This is a genomic window from Chryseobacterium daecheongense (assembly GCA_027920525.1).
Taxonomy (GTDB): domain Bacteria; phylum Bacteroidota; class Bacteroidia; order Flavobacteriales; family Weeksellaceae; genus Chryseobacterium; species Chryseobacterium proteolyticum.
Genome location: CP115858.1, coordinates 2540693 through 2558947, shown reverse-complemented (window position 1 = coordinate 2558947; position 18255 = coordinate 2540693). Strand labels below are relative to the sequence as shown.

The 18255-nt window shown below is 36.2% G+C and carries 11 protein-coding genes; 2 read left to right on the top strand and 9 right to left on the bottom strand.

Annotation, left to right across the window (positions count from 1 at the left end; translation table 11 throughout):
• Window positions 1-49: 49 nt before the first annotated feature.
• On the top strand, window positions 50-811 hold the full coding sequence (rpsB, locus tag PFY10_11300) for a 30S ribosomal protein S2 (GenBank protein ID WBV54832.1): 762 nt from the start codon (window positions 50-52) through the stop codon (window positions 809-811).
• Between the two features lie 70 nt (window positions 812-881).
• On the opposite strand, the gene PFY10_11295 is transcribed toward rpsB, so the two are convergent.
• The 9 genes from PFY10_11295 to tsf all read right to left on the bottom strand — a co-directional run bounded on the left by PFY10_11295 (window position 882) and on the right by tsf (window position 17368).
• Window positions 882-1325: a competence protein ComL gene (locus PFY10_11295; protein WBV54831.1), complete on the bottom strand. Its 444-nt coding sequence runs from the start codon at window positions 1323-1325 to the stop codon at window positions 882-884.
• Window positions 1326-1448: 123 nt separating this feature from the next.
• Window positions 1449-2126, bottom strand: coding sequence for a tRNA (guanosine(46)-N7)-methyltransferase TrmB (gene trmB, locus PFY10_11290; protein ID WBV54830.1), 678 nt, complete (start codon window positions 2124-2126; stop codon window positions 1449-1451).
• A gap of 75 nt (window positions 2127-2201) precedes the next feature.
• Complete coding sequence (locus PFY10_11285) at window positions 2202-2981, bottom strand: hypothetical protein (GenBank protein WBV54829.1); 780 nt, start codon at window positions 2979-2981, stop codon at window positions 2202-2204.
• Window positions 2982-3153: 172 nt separating this feature from the next.
• Complete coding sequence (locus PFY10_11280) at window positions 3154-3942, bottom strand: hypothetical protein (GenBank protein WBV54828.1); 789 nt, start codon at window positions 3940-3942, stop codon at window positions 3154-3156.
• A 151-nt stretch (window positions 3943-4093) separates the two neighbouring features.
• Window positions 4094-7492: a T9SS type B sorting domain-containing protein gene (locus PFY10_11275; protein WBV54827.1), complete on the bottom strand. Its 3399-nt coding sequence runs from the start codon at window positions 7490-7492 to the stop codon at window positions 4094-4096.
• Window positions 7493-7603: 111 nt separating this feature from the next.
• A complete protein-coding gene (locus PFY10_11270) occupies window positions 7604-10429 on the bottom strand; it encodes a T9SS type B sorting domain-containing protein (GenBank protein WBV54826.1) in 2826 nt (941 codons plus the stop codon).
• 133 nt (window positions 10430-10562) lie between these two features.
• Window positions 10563-13364 (bottom strand): gliding motility-associated C-terminal domain-containing protein, encoded by a 2802-nt coding sequence (locus tag PFY10_11265; protein ID WBV54825.1) that lies wholly within the window; start codon window positions 13362-13364, stop codon window positions 10563-10565.
• A gap of 127 nt (window positions 13365-13491) precedes the next feature.
• Window positions 13492-16299 (bottom strand): gliding motility-associated C-terminal domain-containing protein, encoded by a 2808-nt coding sequence (locus PFY10_11260; protein ID WBV54824.1) that lies wholly within the window; start codon window positions 16297-16299, stop codon window positions 13492-13494.
• 241 nt (window positions 16300-16540) lie between these two features.
• Window positions 16541-17368 carry a translation elongation factor Ts gene (tsf, locus tag PFY10_11255; GenBank protein ID WBV54823.1) on the bottom strand — a complete coding sequence of 276 codons (828 nt, stop codon included), beginning with the start codon at window positions 17366-17368 and terminating at the stop codon, window positions 16541-16543.
• 143 nt (window positions 17369-17511) lie between these two features.
• Between tsf and PFY10_11250 the strand changes: the two genes are divergently transcribed.
• Complete coding sequence (locus tag PFY10_11250) at window positions 17512-18207, top strand: hypothetical protein (protein WBV54822.1); 696 nt, start codon at window positions 17512-17514, stop codon at window positions 18205-18207.
• The last annotated feature ends 48 nt before the right edge of the window (window positions 18208-18255 follow it).

Genomic DNA, 18255 nt, shown 5'->3' with positions numbered 1-18255 from the left:
GTTGTTGATTGTTTAAAAGACGGAAAGTAAACTAACAAAAACAGAAAACATGGCAAAAGCAAATGTAAAAGACCTTTTAGAGGCTGGTGTACACTTCGGTCACATGACTAGAAAGTGGAATCCAAATATGGCTCCATACATTTTTATGGAGAAAAATGGTATTCACATTGTAGACTTACATAAAACAGCAGTAAAGTTGGATGAAGCTTGTAGCGCTTTAGAAAAACTTACTTCTGCAGGTAAAAAAGTTCTTTTTGTAGCTACTAAGAAGCAAGCAAAAGAAGTTGTTGCTAAGCACGCTTCAGAACTTAATATGCCTTATATTACAGAAAGATGGCCTGGAGGAATGTTAACAAACTTTGTTACAATCAGAAAGGCTGTTAAGAAAATGAACTCTATCGATAAAATGAAAAAAGATGGAACGTTCGAAACTTTATCTAAAAAAGAGAGACTTCAGGTAGACAGACAAAGAGCTAACCTTGAGAAGAACTTAGGTTCTATCTCTGACATGGTTCGTCTTCCTTCTGCAATATTTGTTGTTGATATCTTAAGAGAGCACATCGCTGTAACTGAAGCTAAAAAATTAGGTATTCCAGTTTTCGGTATCGTAGATACCAACTCTGATCCTAGAAAAGTAGATTTCGTTATTCCTGGAAATGATGATGCTTCTAAGTCTATCGATATGATCTTAAATGTTGTTTCTGATTCTATCAGAGAAGGTCAATCTCAGAGAAAAGCTGACAAAGAAAAATCTAAAGAAGAAGGAGAAAAAGTATCTGCTGATACAGATGCTGATTTCGATGCAGAATAATTAAAGATTTTCTTTATTATATAAAAGGCCACTAATACAATTAGTGGCCTTTTTTTATGATATAAAAACTTTAGTTGGATAAAGTGATAGAGTAGGAGTTTGTAATAAATTTTGTCGATTGATATACAGAGTTGCAGACCATCCCGGAAAGCTTATAACTTTGATTTTTGGGAAGCATTACGTATCCTATTTTGTTTGCTCCAATCGGTATTTTTCTGTAGTAATTGTTTCCGCTTATTGTAAGGACCATATTACAAGGAGATTTATTCTCTACAGAAAAAGAGGTTTGTGTACTCCCTGATGAGTCATTTAACAGGTCATTTAATACTTCAGTTGTTTCAGGCTTATAAGTCTTCATTAATTCATTATACTCACGTTCCGTACTTACGCGTGATGATGTTGCAGAAGTGGATGGAAAAGGATTTCTCCTGATTGGATAATTATTATAATTTACACTACAGCTGATCATTATTAATGAGAGAATGATGCCAGGTAAGAGTAATTTCTTTTTCATATATATTTTTGAACAGTAAATGTATGATTTTACTTTTTATCTATAAAATTCTATTTCCCTATCTATTCGCATCTTATTAAAGTCAGAATAGTTGTTTTTCATCAAATGTGTTTACATATAAAACTAACTTATTCTAAACTTTATATAAGTAATAGTCTTTCCTTTTGCGGAAAAAAGTGCTTCATAATACGTTTTTATATCCCTTAAATATTTTGTGTCGGGATCATACTCCGGAGCTCCGTAAATGTCGTGATGGGCAGTGATTATTTCATAGCCGGCTCCCTGTAGAAAACCTAACGTATAGCCGTGTAAAAATTCGGAATCTGTTTTCAAATGAATGATTCCGCCTGGTTTTATGAATTTTTTATACCGATCCAGAAAGTCAGGATGAGTCAGCCTGTGTTTTGTACGTCTGTATTTTATTTGAGGATCCGGGAAAGTGATCCATATTTCATCCACTTCATTTTCTGCAAAGAAGTGATCTACAAGTTCAATCTGAGATCTTAAAAAAGCAACATTAGGCATATTGTTTTCAACAGCCTCTTTAGCTCCGAACCAGAACCTTGCTCCTTTAATGTCTATCCCTATAAAGTTCTTTTCTGGGAATGCTTTTGCAAGACCAACAGAATATTCTCCCTTTCCACACCCTAACTCAAGAACAATAGGATTATTGTTTTTAAAGAAATCAGTTCTCCAATTTCCTTTAAGTTCGAAACCACTTAAAACTTCTTCCCTTGTCGGTTGAATGACGTTAGGTAATATTTTGTTTTCTTCGAATCTTGCTATTTTATTTTTACCCATGACTATAAATGAAAATCTGGCAAAAATAGTGATTTTTATGCATAACTGGTTCCTTTTGTTCTTAAAAAGAAAAGGTTAATTTTTAGGTTCCGAGGATCCCAGTGCAACCATAATCGGTTTTTGAATCGTTTTTTGAGAGGCATATTGTGCTCCGCAAACAATGCTTGTAAAAAGATAATCTCCTTTTTGTACAACTATGGAGTTTTCATTATGTGCCGGAACAGCGAGTCTGTATTTTGTAGTACCAACACCTTCCATTCTCACGATCATGTTACAGTCTGATTTGTTTTCTATAAGCACGATACATTCTTTGCTCATAGGATCATTATCAAACAATGAATTTAGGATCTGTACTGTCCTGTTCTTATGTTCCGTGGGAGAAACTGCCATCAGCATATTGAATTCTTCTGCTTCAGCATCGGGAATTGCTACCGTTGTTGAAGATGTGTTGACTACAATTGCATTTTGTGCATTACTGGGCGTATAAACGATTGAAGATTGTTTGGCAGCTAATTCTGCTTTGTATTTTGCGATCTGCTTTTGTTTAATAATAGCATTCATTTCATCAAAAGTGATCTTGGTAGATGGCCTCCTTTTAAGCAAAGCAAGCATTTCCTGCATTTCTTTTACTTTTTGATCTGCCGGGTGAGCATTCTTGATGTACTCCCTCATCATATCCATTACTTTAGGTTTTAAAACTGATCTACGGGGATCATCCGGATGGGCATCTCTAAGAAAGGCATTGATCTCATAAATGTTTTTACTTTTTAGAATATTCGTGTAGTCCTTTCCTCTTTTCTGAGCAGAAAGGCTAATAAATAATAGTGTACCAAAGAATAGAAGTAACTTTTTCATCTGACAAATATTAGGTTAAATGGTATCTCTCCTTAATTTGTATTCAGGTCAGTTAGTCTTTAAAAAGATAACGTACCAATATAATTTTTATTTTACACTAGTACGTGAGATAAATTTAAGAATATATTGTATATAAATACAATTTTTTTGTAAATATCTCAATAACTGTATATTATTTTACAATATCTTGCAGATGGGAGTTCTTTAGCCTTCTTTGATAGATGGGTAAATATTTTTCAATTGGAATTTTTACAGCTTCAAAGTTACCTGCCTGTACATAAGGTTGTATATTCTCTGAAGAATAAACAAATTGTAAAAAGTTATCAATTAAATTCTCAGGAATTTTAAATTTCAGGAAATAATCTTTACCCAAATAGTTCTTTATTTGAGTCACCGAATTATTCATGTTCTCGTAAGCAACATAACGTTGTTTCTTTTTTCTTTCTCCAGATAAAATATCGTAAATGCTTTCAAGACTAAATGTTAAGCCACCGTCACGAAGTCCCGCTACCGGAAGCTGCGGCGGATTGCCATCTCCCTTAGGTTCCGGAAGCCCAATTACTTTTTTCAGCTCAAGGGCTTTATCTTTCTTAGCTAAGGCATTAACATCATATCGTAAATTTCCTGTAGGTTTAAATCTGCTGATGACAACCTCCTGGATATCATGATAGGCAATTTTCAGCTCGATCAGGCTTTTAATGCCGAACATCTGAGGGGTAAGGCGGATATCTTTTCTTTCTGTAACGATTGAAGTAAAACGTATAACATCTCCCGGGTTAGCCTGAATGTTAAAATCACCATTATAATCCGTAAGAACGGTTCGCTGAGTATTCAGGTTTGTTACATAAACCTGATTTAAATATAATATGGAATTGTCTCTAAGGAATACTTCCCCGGAATATATTTGAGCATTGATCCTTGCAAGAAAAACCAATAGCAAGAGTGTTATAAGTTTCTTCATATAATGTGGCAAAATTACATAGAATTACATCAATTTATACCTAGATAGATAGTGAAAACAGGTTAAAGTTATATTAAACTTTAGTTCATAAGTGTTAATGAATGTTATAACGTTGATTTTTTAGATCATTTTTCTTTCTGTTGATGTTTTGCTATCTGTTTTTTACCAAAAGCCAGCTAGAATATTTTACGACAGTACTTGCCCCGTACTCAGTCCAGCTGATGGTATACCAGTATGTTGCTGTATTCACAGGTCTTCCTCCCAGCTTCCCATCCCAGGTATAACGATTACTAGCAGTGCCTCTGAAGATTTCCGCGCCGTACCGGTCATAAATTCTAAACTCAATATTATCTTTTGTCATCAATGCGGAATAATCTATTCCATCATTATGACCATCATCATTTGGAGTGATGGTGTTGATCAGATTGATGATGGTAAAAGGCCTCTGAACTTCATTACATCTTTTGGAATCCCTTACATAAATAATATAGCTCCCTCGTGGCAGGTTTTGAAAAACGTTTGAAATCTGCCAGGTCGTTCCATCGAGTGAGTATTCATAAGGAGGAGTTCCTCCACTTGCCCCTATAGTTACTGTATTCCCGTTAATCTCTATGGAAACAATGGCTGGAGATTGAGATTCGGTAACATTTACAAACTGTCTGTAAATACAACCATTGTATTGCAGGTCTACCCAATAACTTCCTGCAGGTACATTGGAAATAGAAGATGTTGTTGCCCCTGTGCTCCAAAGGTAGCTTTCAAAGCCGGGACCTGCATCTAAAGTAGTTTTGGTATTAGGGCATATAATCTGATCAGTAAGTAAGTCTGATCGTTTAGGAGTTTTTATGGTTATGATTATCTTTCCTATTTCTGCACAAACTCCCTGCTTTTGAAATCTTACGTAAGTAGTTTGGGTACCCGTAAGGATTACGGGGTTATTGATTGGATTGATGTTATTCTGAGCATCTGTAAGAGTTGCAAAAAAAGTAGCGTTTACTGAAGGGGCTGTTGTAAATTGTGTGATATACTGACTTAAATTTACTTGTTTTATTCCGTCCAGATCATCATCACAAAAACTCTCCGTTACTGTATTTTTAAGTAAAGGAACTCTTGCACCTAATGTAAATGTAAGGGGCTGGATTACCTTTGCACATCCGTCGGGAGAATCTACTCTTATATAAATGGTTGTGGTTGCACTGTAGCTCCAGGTGTTGGGTAAATTATTGGCATTTCCGGCATCAGCATCAGCTAGATTTGCATAATATCTTACGTTTGTAAAATAAGTACTGTTTGTAAGCACCAGGGGAGTAATATTTGATAATATAACCGTTACTATACCATCAAAATTATCATCACAGAAAGTACCATTGTAATTTTGCAGAACAATTGCTACCGGGTACAGATTGAGTGTGATCTGGGCAATGCTTTTACATCCGGAAGGGTTTTTTACCACGGCATAAATGATAGTTCCATTCGGAGCTGTATAGTTATTGGGATTTGTAATCAGAGCAGTGGCATTTTCTGTTTGCGCATCAGTCAAGGTCGGATAATAGGTAATGGTTACAGGAGTACTGGTAGTAACATTCGCTGAAGTGAGATTGAAGGTGCCCTGACCGTTGATATCGCAGGCAGATAAAGTAGCATTAGTTACCATTAAAATCTGAATGTGTATCGTAACAGTCACAGTTTCGCAATCAGGAAAATCCGGATCGTTTCCACAAAATGTGTAAGTAAAGGTATCTGTTCCGGCAGTTCCTGGATTAGTTACATTATATGTGATGGCCCCTGTAGTAGGATTTATCGTTGCTGTTCCTAATGTAGGTGGCGTTAAGATGGCTATTGTTGAGATTACAGGTGTCTGGGTAGAAGAACTAAATACAGGGTTAATTGTATGGCTTGTACAAACATCATATGAGGCGGTGCTGAGTTTAGTACAATTTAAGACTTTATAAGGCTCGGTAATTAATGGAGCACAGCTACCCATTGTAACGGCGCAAGTATAATTTCCGGACTGGGTTGGGGTATATGAAACATTCGTTGCTCCCGGAATAAGAATTCCATTGCGATACCATTGATAGGCGTTATAAATAATAGGATCTACGGTAAGAACAATTCCCGGAACACAGTCGCCACCTGATTTTAAAATAACAGGTTGGGTAGGGAAGCCTGCAAAAAATCCTCCATAACCAACAGCGTCACTTCCGGCATTGATTCCGGCAGTAATTGCTTTATCGGAAACAACGGTAATGGTTCCCGTAACATTGGGAATTCCATAAGTTACCCAGTTATTTGTCCCTGTCATATTAAACGGTCCTGTTGTGGCAGGTGGTGTAATGCCGTTCACTGTTACATTGGCTCCTTTTTCGGTGATAAGATTAAGTTTTGTTGGAATGCTGAGGATTCCATTTGGATTATTATTGGAGTGGACAAAATTTTCATCTATAAATCCCAGTTCATTAATTTGCTTGGGAAGATAACAGTTGAGGGCAGGGATAAAATTAAAGCCCCCTGTAGCCACCTCATTTCCTGCGGTTGCATCCCCGGCTAACATCTGATATACGTAAGTATTTTTTGTCGTTTTAATATATAAATTATAGTGACCGTTTCCTTGCAGCTGGTACTTGGTATCTGGAATAATAAAGTATTGTCCTGTATTTAATGTAGCAATAGGAACGACTTCGTTATTTACACGGATTTGGGTATTATCTTCTGTTGCAATTACTAATGCCTCCTCCATATTGGCGCCGATATTTCCGTTTCCTTTGACGAGCGCAAATTCATTTCCAAGCCTGTCAACGGGGACAGCCTGATCCATTAGAATATCTGAACTGGTGGGGTAATTCCCTGCATACTGGCCATTAAAATTTCCATTGGTGATATTTACAGGTTTATTAGCGGTTATTTTCGCTCCAATAAATCCGTCAAAGTTTCCGGCAATATCTCCGATACCATCTATAATGTAAGATTTCCCCTTATTAAGTGTAAATGTAATCACAGGGTTAGTAGCTCCTGTTGTTCCATTTGAAAACTGGACAGTAGGCTTATATCCAGATATGGTAACCGTTGTATTGTCCTCAGTGGCCAGGATACTGGTCATAAAGTTTAAAATAATATTAGTAACACTGATCGGAGCATTGGCTGCGTAAAAAACTTTTCCAGTTGAGGGAATACCTTTTGAAGTGATAATTTCAGCATGGTTGAATACGGAAAATCTCAAATTTGCGTAAAAAGGAAATTCTGCTTTTAAATAAAGTCCTTTAGATGTGGGAGTAAATAGGTCCGTTTGCTGTGTTGTGATGATATAATCCCTTAATACATCAAATTTTTGAGGATTATTCTTACTGATGTTTACGGTACCGATTAATACATTATTATTATAAATACTTACAGGGAATGATGTTGTCCGGTTGGTAGAAAGATACAGTTTCTGATAGGGATTCGGATTTCCGGTTCTGTCTACCATCGGAGCAAACCAATGTTCTCTGTCCAATTGGGCAGATACAGACGAGAAAATATAAAATATAAATAAAAAAGATAGAATTTTATTCATTTAGTACTAGCTTTTAACGCAAATTTAATAATAATAAGTAGTAATATGTTGAAAAAATAATAAAAAAACCACGATTCGAAATCGTGGTTTTTATTATTATTCAAGAAATTCTTATTCTCTGTTTTTTACAAGGATCCAGCCGGAATATTTTATTGGTGTTTGCTTTTTATTAGGCTCATTCCAGCTAATATCAAACCAATAGTTTCCTGTAGATACTCTTTTACTTCCATTGGTTGTTCCATTCCATTTATAGCCATTGGTTTTATCTCCCTGATGGATTTTAGCACCATACCTGTCATAGATATTGAATGTTAAATTTGGTTTGTACGATAATGACGAATAATCAATTACATCATTTACACCATCATCATTCGGGGTAATTACATTAACCAGGTTTGGAATAGTAACGGAAACATAAATAGGATCACAATCATAGGCGTCTTTAACATATACAACAGCATCTCCACGTGGAATATTATTAAATACATTAGAGTCCTGCCAGTTTATGTTATCAATTGAATATTTATAAGGAGGTGTACCTCCTATAGCATATACTGTTATAGCATTACTGGTTATGTCAACATTAGAAATAACAGGTTGTTCTGCGGGATATACATTAACTGTTTGTGTTGTTGTACATTCACCCGTTTTTAATTGGACGGAATAAGTGCCGACTCCCACGTTAGTAATTGACTGTGTAGTAGCTCCTGTACTCCATAGATAAGAAGCAAATCCGGGGCCTGCATCAAGTGTGGTTTTATCTTCCATACAGATGATTTTATCAACCAGTACTGTAGATTTTACAGGTGCTAGAACAGTCAGGGTAACTTCCGCAACTCTGTAACATCCATTGGCATTGCTTACTTTAATATACACAACTCCGGTTGGTGCAATGTAGGTAGTAGGATTTGTAATTTCATTTGTTCCATTTACTGCATCAGTAGGTGATGGGTAATATTTTTTTGTGGTTCCAGCCTGTGTGGTTACTGCAGCCAAAGTAAGATTAAATAGCCCGGTTGACGGATTTTGCTCCAAGAAGCAAGCTCTCAATGCTGCATTGGTAACAGTTGGCGTTGAAGAAACTGTTAAGTTTAACGTTACCTGTTCACAATCAATAAATTCCGGAGCATTTCCGCAGAATTTATATACAATGGTATCCGGACCAAAGTATCCGAAATTCGGAACATAAGTAATAACACCGGTTACAGGATCAATTGTTGCGGTTCCATTCGCTGGTGGAGTTACAATGGTTACCGTTCCCGGAACATAAGTTTGGGTTGAATTTGTAAATTCAGGGACAATCGCCTGGTATCCCTCACACATGATTAGAGATTTTGTAGATTGTTCAAGGCAAGAGAATACTTTGTATACAGGTGTTGTAGCAGGAGGGCAGCTTCCTACGGTAATTCTTACGGTATAATTTCCCGCCTGAGTTGGAGTGTAAGAGTTGGAAGTTGCACCCGGAATTGGATTTCCGTTTAGAGACCATTGGTAGGTTTCAAAACTGTCGTCTACCTCTAAAACTATTCCTGGAATACAGTCTCCGGTTTGCTTCGCGATTACAGGGATTGATGAGAATCCTGCGAAGTATCCGCCATAACCCGCCGTGCTATATCCACCGTTGATTCCGGCAGTTACGGCTTTTGTTGATGTAATGGTAACATTTCCTGTAATTCCTTGTATACCATATGTTACCCATTGTGTATTTCCTGTAAGAGGAAATGGTCCCTGTGCTGCGGTTGGAGTAGCACCATTTACAGTAACTGCTGCACCGGCTTCAGTTAAAATATTAAGTTTCAAATTAACAGTTCCTGTATAGGTTGGCATTTCCTGAATTTTCCCGATTTCATCTATTTTTCGGGGAAGGAAACAATTTAAAGGGGGGATGTAATTGTAACCTCCCGTATTATTAGCAGAGCCGGCACCAATTAATTGGTACAAATAAACATTTTTTGTAGTACGGATATAGATATTAGAGTGACCGCCCGCTTGAGTAGCATAGTCATTGGCCATAATTCTGTAATAGTCTCCCTCGTTAATGGTAGCAACTGGAGTTGTTCCCGCATTAAGATAAATTTCAGTATTGTTTTCTGTGGCAATTATAATTCCTCCTTCCATATTGTTCTGGCTTGTGGAAATACTTTTTACCATGGCAAACTCATTCCCAAGTCTGTTCGTTGGTACGGACTGGTCCATAATTAAATCCGAACCATCAGCAGATGTTGTTGTTGCATAAAACCCATTTGAATTACCATTGGTAACGGATATAGGTTTATCGGCAACAATCTTTGCTCCAATAAATCCCGTCTGGTTAGCAACGGTATTTCCAAGTCCGGCAAGAATATAAGATTGTCCCTTATTTAATGTCGTCGTAAGTGATAGTGGAGGAGTGGTATTATTAATGAATTGTATATTGGGATCATATCCGGAAATGGTAATGGTAGTATTATCTTCTGTTGCCATTATTCCCGTTGTGAAGTTATTAGATGTGGAACTAACAGTCATAGGGGTCGCTGCGGCATAAAATTGAGTTCCAATTCCCGCTTTCCCCTTAGAAGTAACAATTTCTCCGTGAGAAATATTATATATTCTTAAAGAAGCGAAATAAGGCTTGTCTCCTTTGGTATAAACTCCAAGATTTGTGGGAACGGCAGCACTTGAAGAGCTTGTTGTTCTGATGTATTGAGCACCCAAAGTAAAGGATTGTGGGCTGTTTTTACTGATAGTAACGGTTCCGATTAATGCATTATTACTATAAATTTTGACATCAAAAGGAGTGACAGAGTCAGTAGAAAAGTAAAGCCCGTGTGCGTAGTTTGTAGCTGACGAAGATGAGCTATCAAAATAAGGAGCAAACCAGTGGTCTGTATCTCTTTGTGCAAAAAGGCAATTATAGGATAATAAACATAGGAATAAACTAAGTAAAAATCTTTTCATAGATATGGGAATTTAGGATTGTTGCAAAAATAGGAGATTATTTGATATATCATCAAGTAATTTAAAAAAAATGCAATAAAATAATAAAAAGAAACCACAATTCTAAGATCGTGGTTTGGAAATATTGTCAAATTTAATTTCTGTTTTTTACCAAAATCCAACCCGTATATTTTACAGGTGTTTTTTCTTTGTTGGATTCATTCCAGTTAATGTGATACCAGTAAGTTCCTGTGGAAATTTTTTTGCCTAAATGTTTTCCATCCCATTTGTAATTATTGAATTTATCGCCGGTGAATATTTTATTTCCGTACCTGTCATAGATAACTAGAATAAGATTCTCTTTATATGACAAGGCACTATAGTCAATATAATCATTATGTCCATCATCATTAGGAGTTATGGCATTAATAAGATTGACAACTGTAATCTCTACAGAAATCGGTTTACAATTATTGGCATCTTTTACGTAGAATGTATGTTGACCTCTGGAAAGGTTGGTAAATACATTTGAATCCTGCCAGTTTGATGTTCCATCTACGGAATATTTGTAAGGTGGTGTACCACCAGTTACAATAACAGTTGCCGTATTGTTAGAGATTTCAATCTGAGTAATTACAGGATCCTGAGTTTTGATAACCTTTACAATCTGTGTAACAAAGCATCCGTCTTTTCCAAGAATAACGGTATATTCACCAACTCCTACTCCCTCTATGGATTGTGTAGTGGCACCCGTGCTCCATTGATATGAATCGTAACCAGGGCCTGCATCAAGATTGGTTCTAGAATCAATACAAATATATTTATCAAGCAGAGTAGGAGATTTCTTAATAGGTTTTGCAATTAGTGTAATCTTTGCAATTCCTGTACATCCTTCATTACTTGTAATTTTAACATACACAACTCCTCCTGTGGATTCGTAATTTTGTGGATTTGTGATCTGATTGGTATTAGCGTTCAGGTCAGCTAAAGTGGGGTAGTATTTTTTTGTTACTAAATTGAAGTCAATAACGTTTGCTGTTGTTAAATCAAAATAAGCTTTGTCTTCATATTGACAAGCTTCAAGGGTGGCATCTTTTACGATAAAAGGGACAACTGTCAGATTTACAGTTACTGTTTCGCAGTCGATGAATTCCGAAGCATTTCCACAGAAAGTATAAACGATTACATCTGGTCCAAAATATCCCGGCGCAGGATTGTAAGTAATTATTCCTGTAGAAGGATTTAGGATTGCTGTTCCGTGAATAGGTGCTGTTAAAATTGATACAGTACTCGGAACAGGTGTTTGCGTAGAGCTTGAAAAGGTTGGGGTTATAATTTTAGTGGCACATATATTTATGCTGGTTGTTGTATTTTTCATACAGGTAAAAACCTTATAAATTGGAGTTGTTACCGGACAGCTTCCCATTGTTACTTTTACAGTGTAGTTTCCTGATTGTACTGGAGCATAGGTGCTATTTACAGCTCCGGGAATGGCGACTCCATTTAAATACCATTGATAAGTTTCATATCCATCGTCAACTTCCAAAACAATACCAGGGACACACTCACCGCTTTTTTTCGTAATTACCGGGACAGATGAAAATCCTGCGAAGTATCCTCCATAACCTGCAGTGCTATATCCTCCATTAATTCCTGCAGTTACCGCTTTTGTAGATGTGATGGACACATTTCCTGTAATCCCTTCAATGGCATAGGTTTGCCATTGGGTATTGCCCGTCAAAGGGTAAGGTCCTTGTGAAGGAGTTGGGGCGACTCCATTGACAAGGACGGCTGCACCTGTCTCAGTGAGAATATTCAATTTCAGTGTTATTGGACTGTTTATATTAGGCATTTGGTTAATATTTCCAATTTCATCTATCTTCCTGGGCAGGAAACAGTTGAGTGGTGGAATATAATTAAATCCACAAGTTGCGTTACTGTCTCCTACAGCTACAAATTGATATAAATATACTTTTTTAGATGTGGAGATAAACATATTGGAATGCGTTCCTGCTCCGGTTTGTGTGACATAATTGGATTCATTAATTCTATACCACTGTCCCGCATTTATGGTAGATATTGGATTTGGAGAACCATTTAAAAATATATCAGTATTATCTTCTGTTGCAATAATAATCCCGCCTTCCATATTTTGAGATGGGGCTGTGGACCTAGTTTTGACCATGGCAAAAGTATTGCCAAGTCTTTCAATAGGAACAGATTGATCAAGAACAGGATCAGAGCCCCCCGAGCTGAGTATTCCGAAATTACCATTACAGCTTCCGTTAGTAAGAGCTACAGGCTTATCAGCTACAACCTTAGCACCTATAAAACCTGTAAGGTTGGCGCTGGAATTCCCGGAACCTGCAAATATAAATGATTGTCCTTTGTTTAATGTGAAAGTATGTGAATTTCCTGTAAATGTTCCTCCATAAAAAGTAACGCCTGTGCTATTCCATGAGACAGTTACGGTTGTGTTATCTTCTGTAGCAAGAATTCCTGCTGTAAAATTATAAATTGCACTTATTGCGCTATTTGGACTGGATGCTATGAAAAATTCTTTGCCAATACCTGCTTTCCCTTTACTGGTGATAATTTCACCATGTGCGCTTTGTGCCATTCTTAAGCTGCAGTAAAAGCGTTTATCACCTTTAAGATATAATCCTTTATTAATTACTTTAAATCCATCAGCTATATTAGTTGCAAGTATTACATTGTTATTTAGAGTGAATGTTTGTGGATTTCCTTTGCTGATTATAGCTGTTCCAATTATAGAATTGTTGTTATAGATTTTAACTTCAAATGGGATTACTGAATCTGTTGATAGGTATAAGGCATTAGTATATCCTTCAATAGTACTGTAATAAGGCGCTATCCAGTGGTCTGTATCCCTCTGGGCAAAGAGTGTATTAATTATAAAAAGAACCAGAACTAGACTAAAGAAATGTTTTTTCATGGTATTGGGAATTATAATTTTATACAAAAATAGTAGATTATTTGATATGTTTTAATAATAATCTATTACAACAATAAAAAACCACGATTAATTAATCGTGGTCTAATTATTTAATAATTATTTAATGTTAATTTCTATTTTTTACTAAAATCCAACCCGTATATTTTATAGGTGTTTTTTCTTTGTTGGATTCATTCCAGTTGATGTGGTACCAATAAGTTCCTGTCACTATCTTTTTATCGAAATGTCTTCCATCCCATTTGTAATTGTTGAATTTGTCGCCGGTGAATATTTTATTTCCGTACCTGTCATAGATGATAAAGCTAAGATTCTCTTTATAACCCAATTCACTGTAATCAATATAATCGTTGATATTGTCGCCGTTTGGAGTTATTGCGTTGATTAAGTTAGGAACCGTAATTTCAACAGAAATAGGTGTGCAATTATTGGCATCTTTTACGTAGAATGTATGTTGACCTCTGGAAAGGTTGGTAAATACATTTGAATCCTGCCAGTTTGATGTTCCGTCTACGGAATATTTGTAAGGTGGTGTACCACCATTTACAATAACAGTTGCCGTATTGTTAGAGATTTCAATCTGAGTAATTACAGGATCCTGAGTTTTGATAACCTTTACAATCTGTGTAACAAAGCATCCGTCTTTTCCAAGAATAACGGTGTATTCACCAACTCCTACTCCCTCTATGGATTGTGTAGTGGCACCCGTGCTCCATTGATATGAATCGTAACCAGGGCCTGCATCAAGATTGGTTCTAGAATCAATACAAATATATTTATCAAGCAGAGTAGGAGATTTCTTAATAGGTTTTGCAATTAGTGTAATTTTTGCAATTCCTGTACATCCTTCATTACTTGTAATTTTAACATAAACAACTCCTCCCGCAGAACCATAGTGTTGAGGCTCTGTGATCTGATTGGTATTAGCGTTCAGGTCAGCTAAAGTGGGGTAGTATTTTTTTGTTACTAAATTGAAGTCAATAACATTGGCTGTTGTTAAATCAAAATAAGCTTTGTCTTCATATTGACATGCTTCCAGGGTGGCATCCTTTACGATAAAAGGGACAACTGTCAGATTTACAGTTACTGTTTCGCAGTCGATGAATTCCGGAGCATTTCCACAGAAAGTATAAACGATTACATCTGGTCCTAAATATCCCGGTGCAGGATTATAAGTTATTATTCCTGTCGAAGGGTTTAGGACTGCTGTTCCGTGAGTAGGTGCTGTTAAAATGGATACAGTACTCGGTACAGGTGTCTGTGTAGAGCTTGAAAAGGTTGGGGTTATAATTTTAGTAGCACAAGCATTTATACTGGTTGTTGTATTTTTCATACAATTGAAAACCTTATAAATAGGCGTTGTTACAGGAGGGCATGTTCCCATACCAACTTTCACGGTATAATTTCCTGCTTGGGTAGGAGTGTAAGTGTTGGTAGTAGCGCCAGGAATGGCAACCCCGTTTAAATACCATTGATAGGTTTCATATCCATCGTCAACTTCCAAAACAATACCAGGGACACACTCCCCTGTCTTTTTACTGATTACTGGTACTGATGAAAATCCTGCAAAGTAACCTCCATATCCTGCGGAGCTATATCCGCCGTTGATTCCTGCAGTTACAGCTTTTGTAGATGTGATGGATACATTTCCTGTAATCCCTTCAATGGCATAGGTTTGCCATTGGGTATTGCCCGTCAAGGGGTAAGGTCCTTGTGCGGCCGTTGGAGCGACTCCGTTCACTAAAACAGCTGCTCCTGTCTCTGTTAAAATGTTTAGCTTTAATGTAATCCCACTTGAAATACCCGGCATCTGATTAATGTTTCCAATTTCATCAATCTTTCTGGGCAGGAAACAGTTTAGAGGTGGGATGTAATTAAATCCACAGGTAGCATTACTATCTCCTACAGCTACAAATTGATATAAATATACTTTTTTGGATGTGGAAATAAACATATTGGAATGTGTTCCCGCTCCGGTTTGTGTTACATAACTTGTTTCGTTGATTCTATACCATTGTCCTGCATTGATTGTTGCTACAGCAGTAGGAGAGCCATTTAAAAATATATCTGTATTATCTTCTGTGGCTATGATGATTCCGCCTTCCATATTTTGAGATGGGGCTGTGGACCTAGTTTTGACCATGGCAAAAGTATTACCCAGTCTTTCTACAGGAACAGACTGGTCGAGAACAGGGTCAGAACCTCCGGATCCTAATATCCCGAAATTTCCATTGCAGCTACCATTGGTTAATGTAACGGGTTTGTCGGAGACAACTTTAGCACCGATAAATCCCGTAAGATTTGGGCTGGAATTCCCGGAACCTGCAAATATAAATGATTGTCCTTTGTTTAATGTGAAAGTATGTGAATTTCCTGTAGGTGTTCCTCCATAAAAAGTAACGCCTGTGCCATTCCATGAGACAGTTACAGTTGTGTTATCTTCTGTAGCAAGAATTCCTGCGGTAAAATTGTATAGTGAACTTGTTGAAGTGTTAGGGCTGGATGCTACGAAAAATTCTTTACCAATACCCGCTTTTCCTTTACTGGTGATGATTTCACCATGTACGCTTTGTGCTAATCTTAAACTACAATAAAAAGGCTTGTCCCCTTTAAGGTATAGTCCCTTACTTGTTGCAGTAAAAGCATTTGCTGTAGTGTTGGCCATTATAAGGGCATTGTCCGTGATGGTATAGACTTGTGGGCTCCCTTTACTGATTGTAACAGTGGTAACCACGGCATTATTATTATAAATTTGTACATCAAAGGGAGTGACCGAATCTGTAGATAAATATAATGCGTTGGTATATCCTCCAACGGTATCATAATAAGGGGCTATCCAGTGCTCAGTATCTCTTTGTGCGAAAAATAGGTTAATTGTAAAAAAGAACAGTAATAAACTGAGTAGAAATCTTTTCATAAACTTGGGAATTAGGATTTCTACAAATTTAAAATAATATTTGATATATCATTAATAAATTACGGGCTAAAATAAAAAATAATTCATAATTATATGTCAAAATCTTTTGAGTGTATGAAAATTATAATCGTAAAAAGAATAATTTTTATCATGGCGATTTTAAATTCAAAAATAATAGTAAGAGCATAAAAAAATCCCGATGAATTTTCATCGGGATTTTATTTATCTTAAGAAGACAAGATTAGTTAAGACTTACTCTTACAAATCCTGTAACTTTTAAATCTCCATTAACAGATTTTACATAGTCTGCAACAGATTGGCTTCCATCTTTAATAAATGCTTGGTGAACCAAAGTGTTTTCTTTGTAGAATTTCTGCATTTTACCTTTAAGGATATTGTCGATAATGTTTTCAGGCTTACCTTCTTTAGTAAGAAGTTCTCTTTCGATTTCTAATTCCTTGTCAATAGTTTCTTGAGAAACTCTTGTTTCGTCAAGAGCGATAGGGTTCATTGCAGCAACCTGCATAGAAACAGCTTTAGCAGCTTCATCAGCTCCTTCTACTTTAGAAGAAAGAGATGTAATTGCAGCGATTTTGTTTCCAGCGTGGATATAAGCTCCTAAGAAAGGACCTTCTAGCCTTTCAAAAGCACCGATCTCAATTTTTTCACCAATAACTCCTGTTTGCTCGATAAGTTTTTCAGCAACAGTAATTCCGTGGAAGTCTGTAGCTAGAAGTTCTTCTTTAGTTGCAGCAAAAATTGCCATTTCAGCTAACTCATAAGCTAACTCGATGAACGCTTCGTTTTTAGCAACAAAGTCAGTCTCACAATTTAAAGAAATAACAGCACCTAAAGTGTTATCTTCATTTACTCTTGCAATAACAACTCCTTCAGTAGATTCTCTGTCAGCTCTGTTAGCCGCAACTTTTTGTCCTTTTTTTCTAAGGATATCTACTGCTTTTTCGAAATCTCCTTCAGCTTCAACTAAAGCTTTTTTGCAGTCCATCATACCTGCACCTGTTTGGTTTCTCAATTTTGCTACGTCTGCAGCAGCTGGTGTATAAGACATAATATCTATTATTTTTTTTATTAAGAATTAGTTTTGATTTTTTAGTTTATTTTTGAGCAGTGCAAAGATAATGATTTTAATGACAAACTAAAAATTGACTTTTCACGTTATTTATTTGTTAATAATTTTAAAATGCTTAGTTAATGAAAAAAATATTTCTCCTTATATTTTTATGCATTTTTACACTTGGCTTTTCTCAGAAGAAGAAAAGGGCCAAATCTAAAGCTGTTGTGGAAAAAGAGACTTTGATAATATATACTGAACAGGATGCTGAAAGTTCAAAGGAGGCAAGAGTAATAGCCGGATTTTTAAAACAAAACCCGAATCATGCAAAAACAGATTACTTTAAAAGGAAGCTGATAGAAATAATTATGGCGGATAATTCTCCGGAGGCAAAACCAACTATTAAGCCTATTAGTAAAGAAAAAATAGAAAAAATTGTTAAAAATAATGAATTGAACAGTGGCAAAACACTAGCCGTAAATTCAGCATCTGCACCTTCTGAAACAAAAGTAAATTATGCCAGCGTAAGCGGAAGCAAAAAATCAGAACCAAGTGAAGAGAATAAAAGGACAGCTGCTATGCTTACTCATCTTTTTAGCAATGATACTAATTTAAAAGAGGCATACATCAATATTAAAAATAGATCGAACTGTAATTTGATTGTAAAGATCAGTGGGAAAAAATATTACAATCTAAGTGTTCCTGCAAAAGGGCAGAATTTTATTTTAATAGATAAGGGAGAATATGTTTTGACAACAATGGTTTGTGATGCAAAATATTCCTCCATAAAAAAGATCAGCAAAGATATTGAGATTGAGCTGAATGTTTCTGAATAAAAAATTGAATGATCAATATAGAATAAAAAAACGGTTAAGAATTTCTTA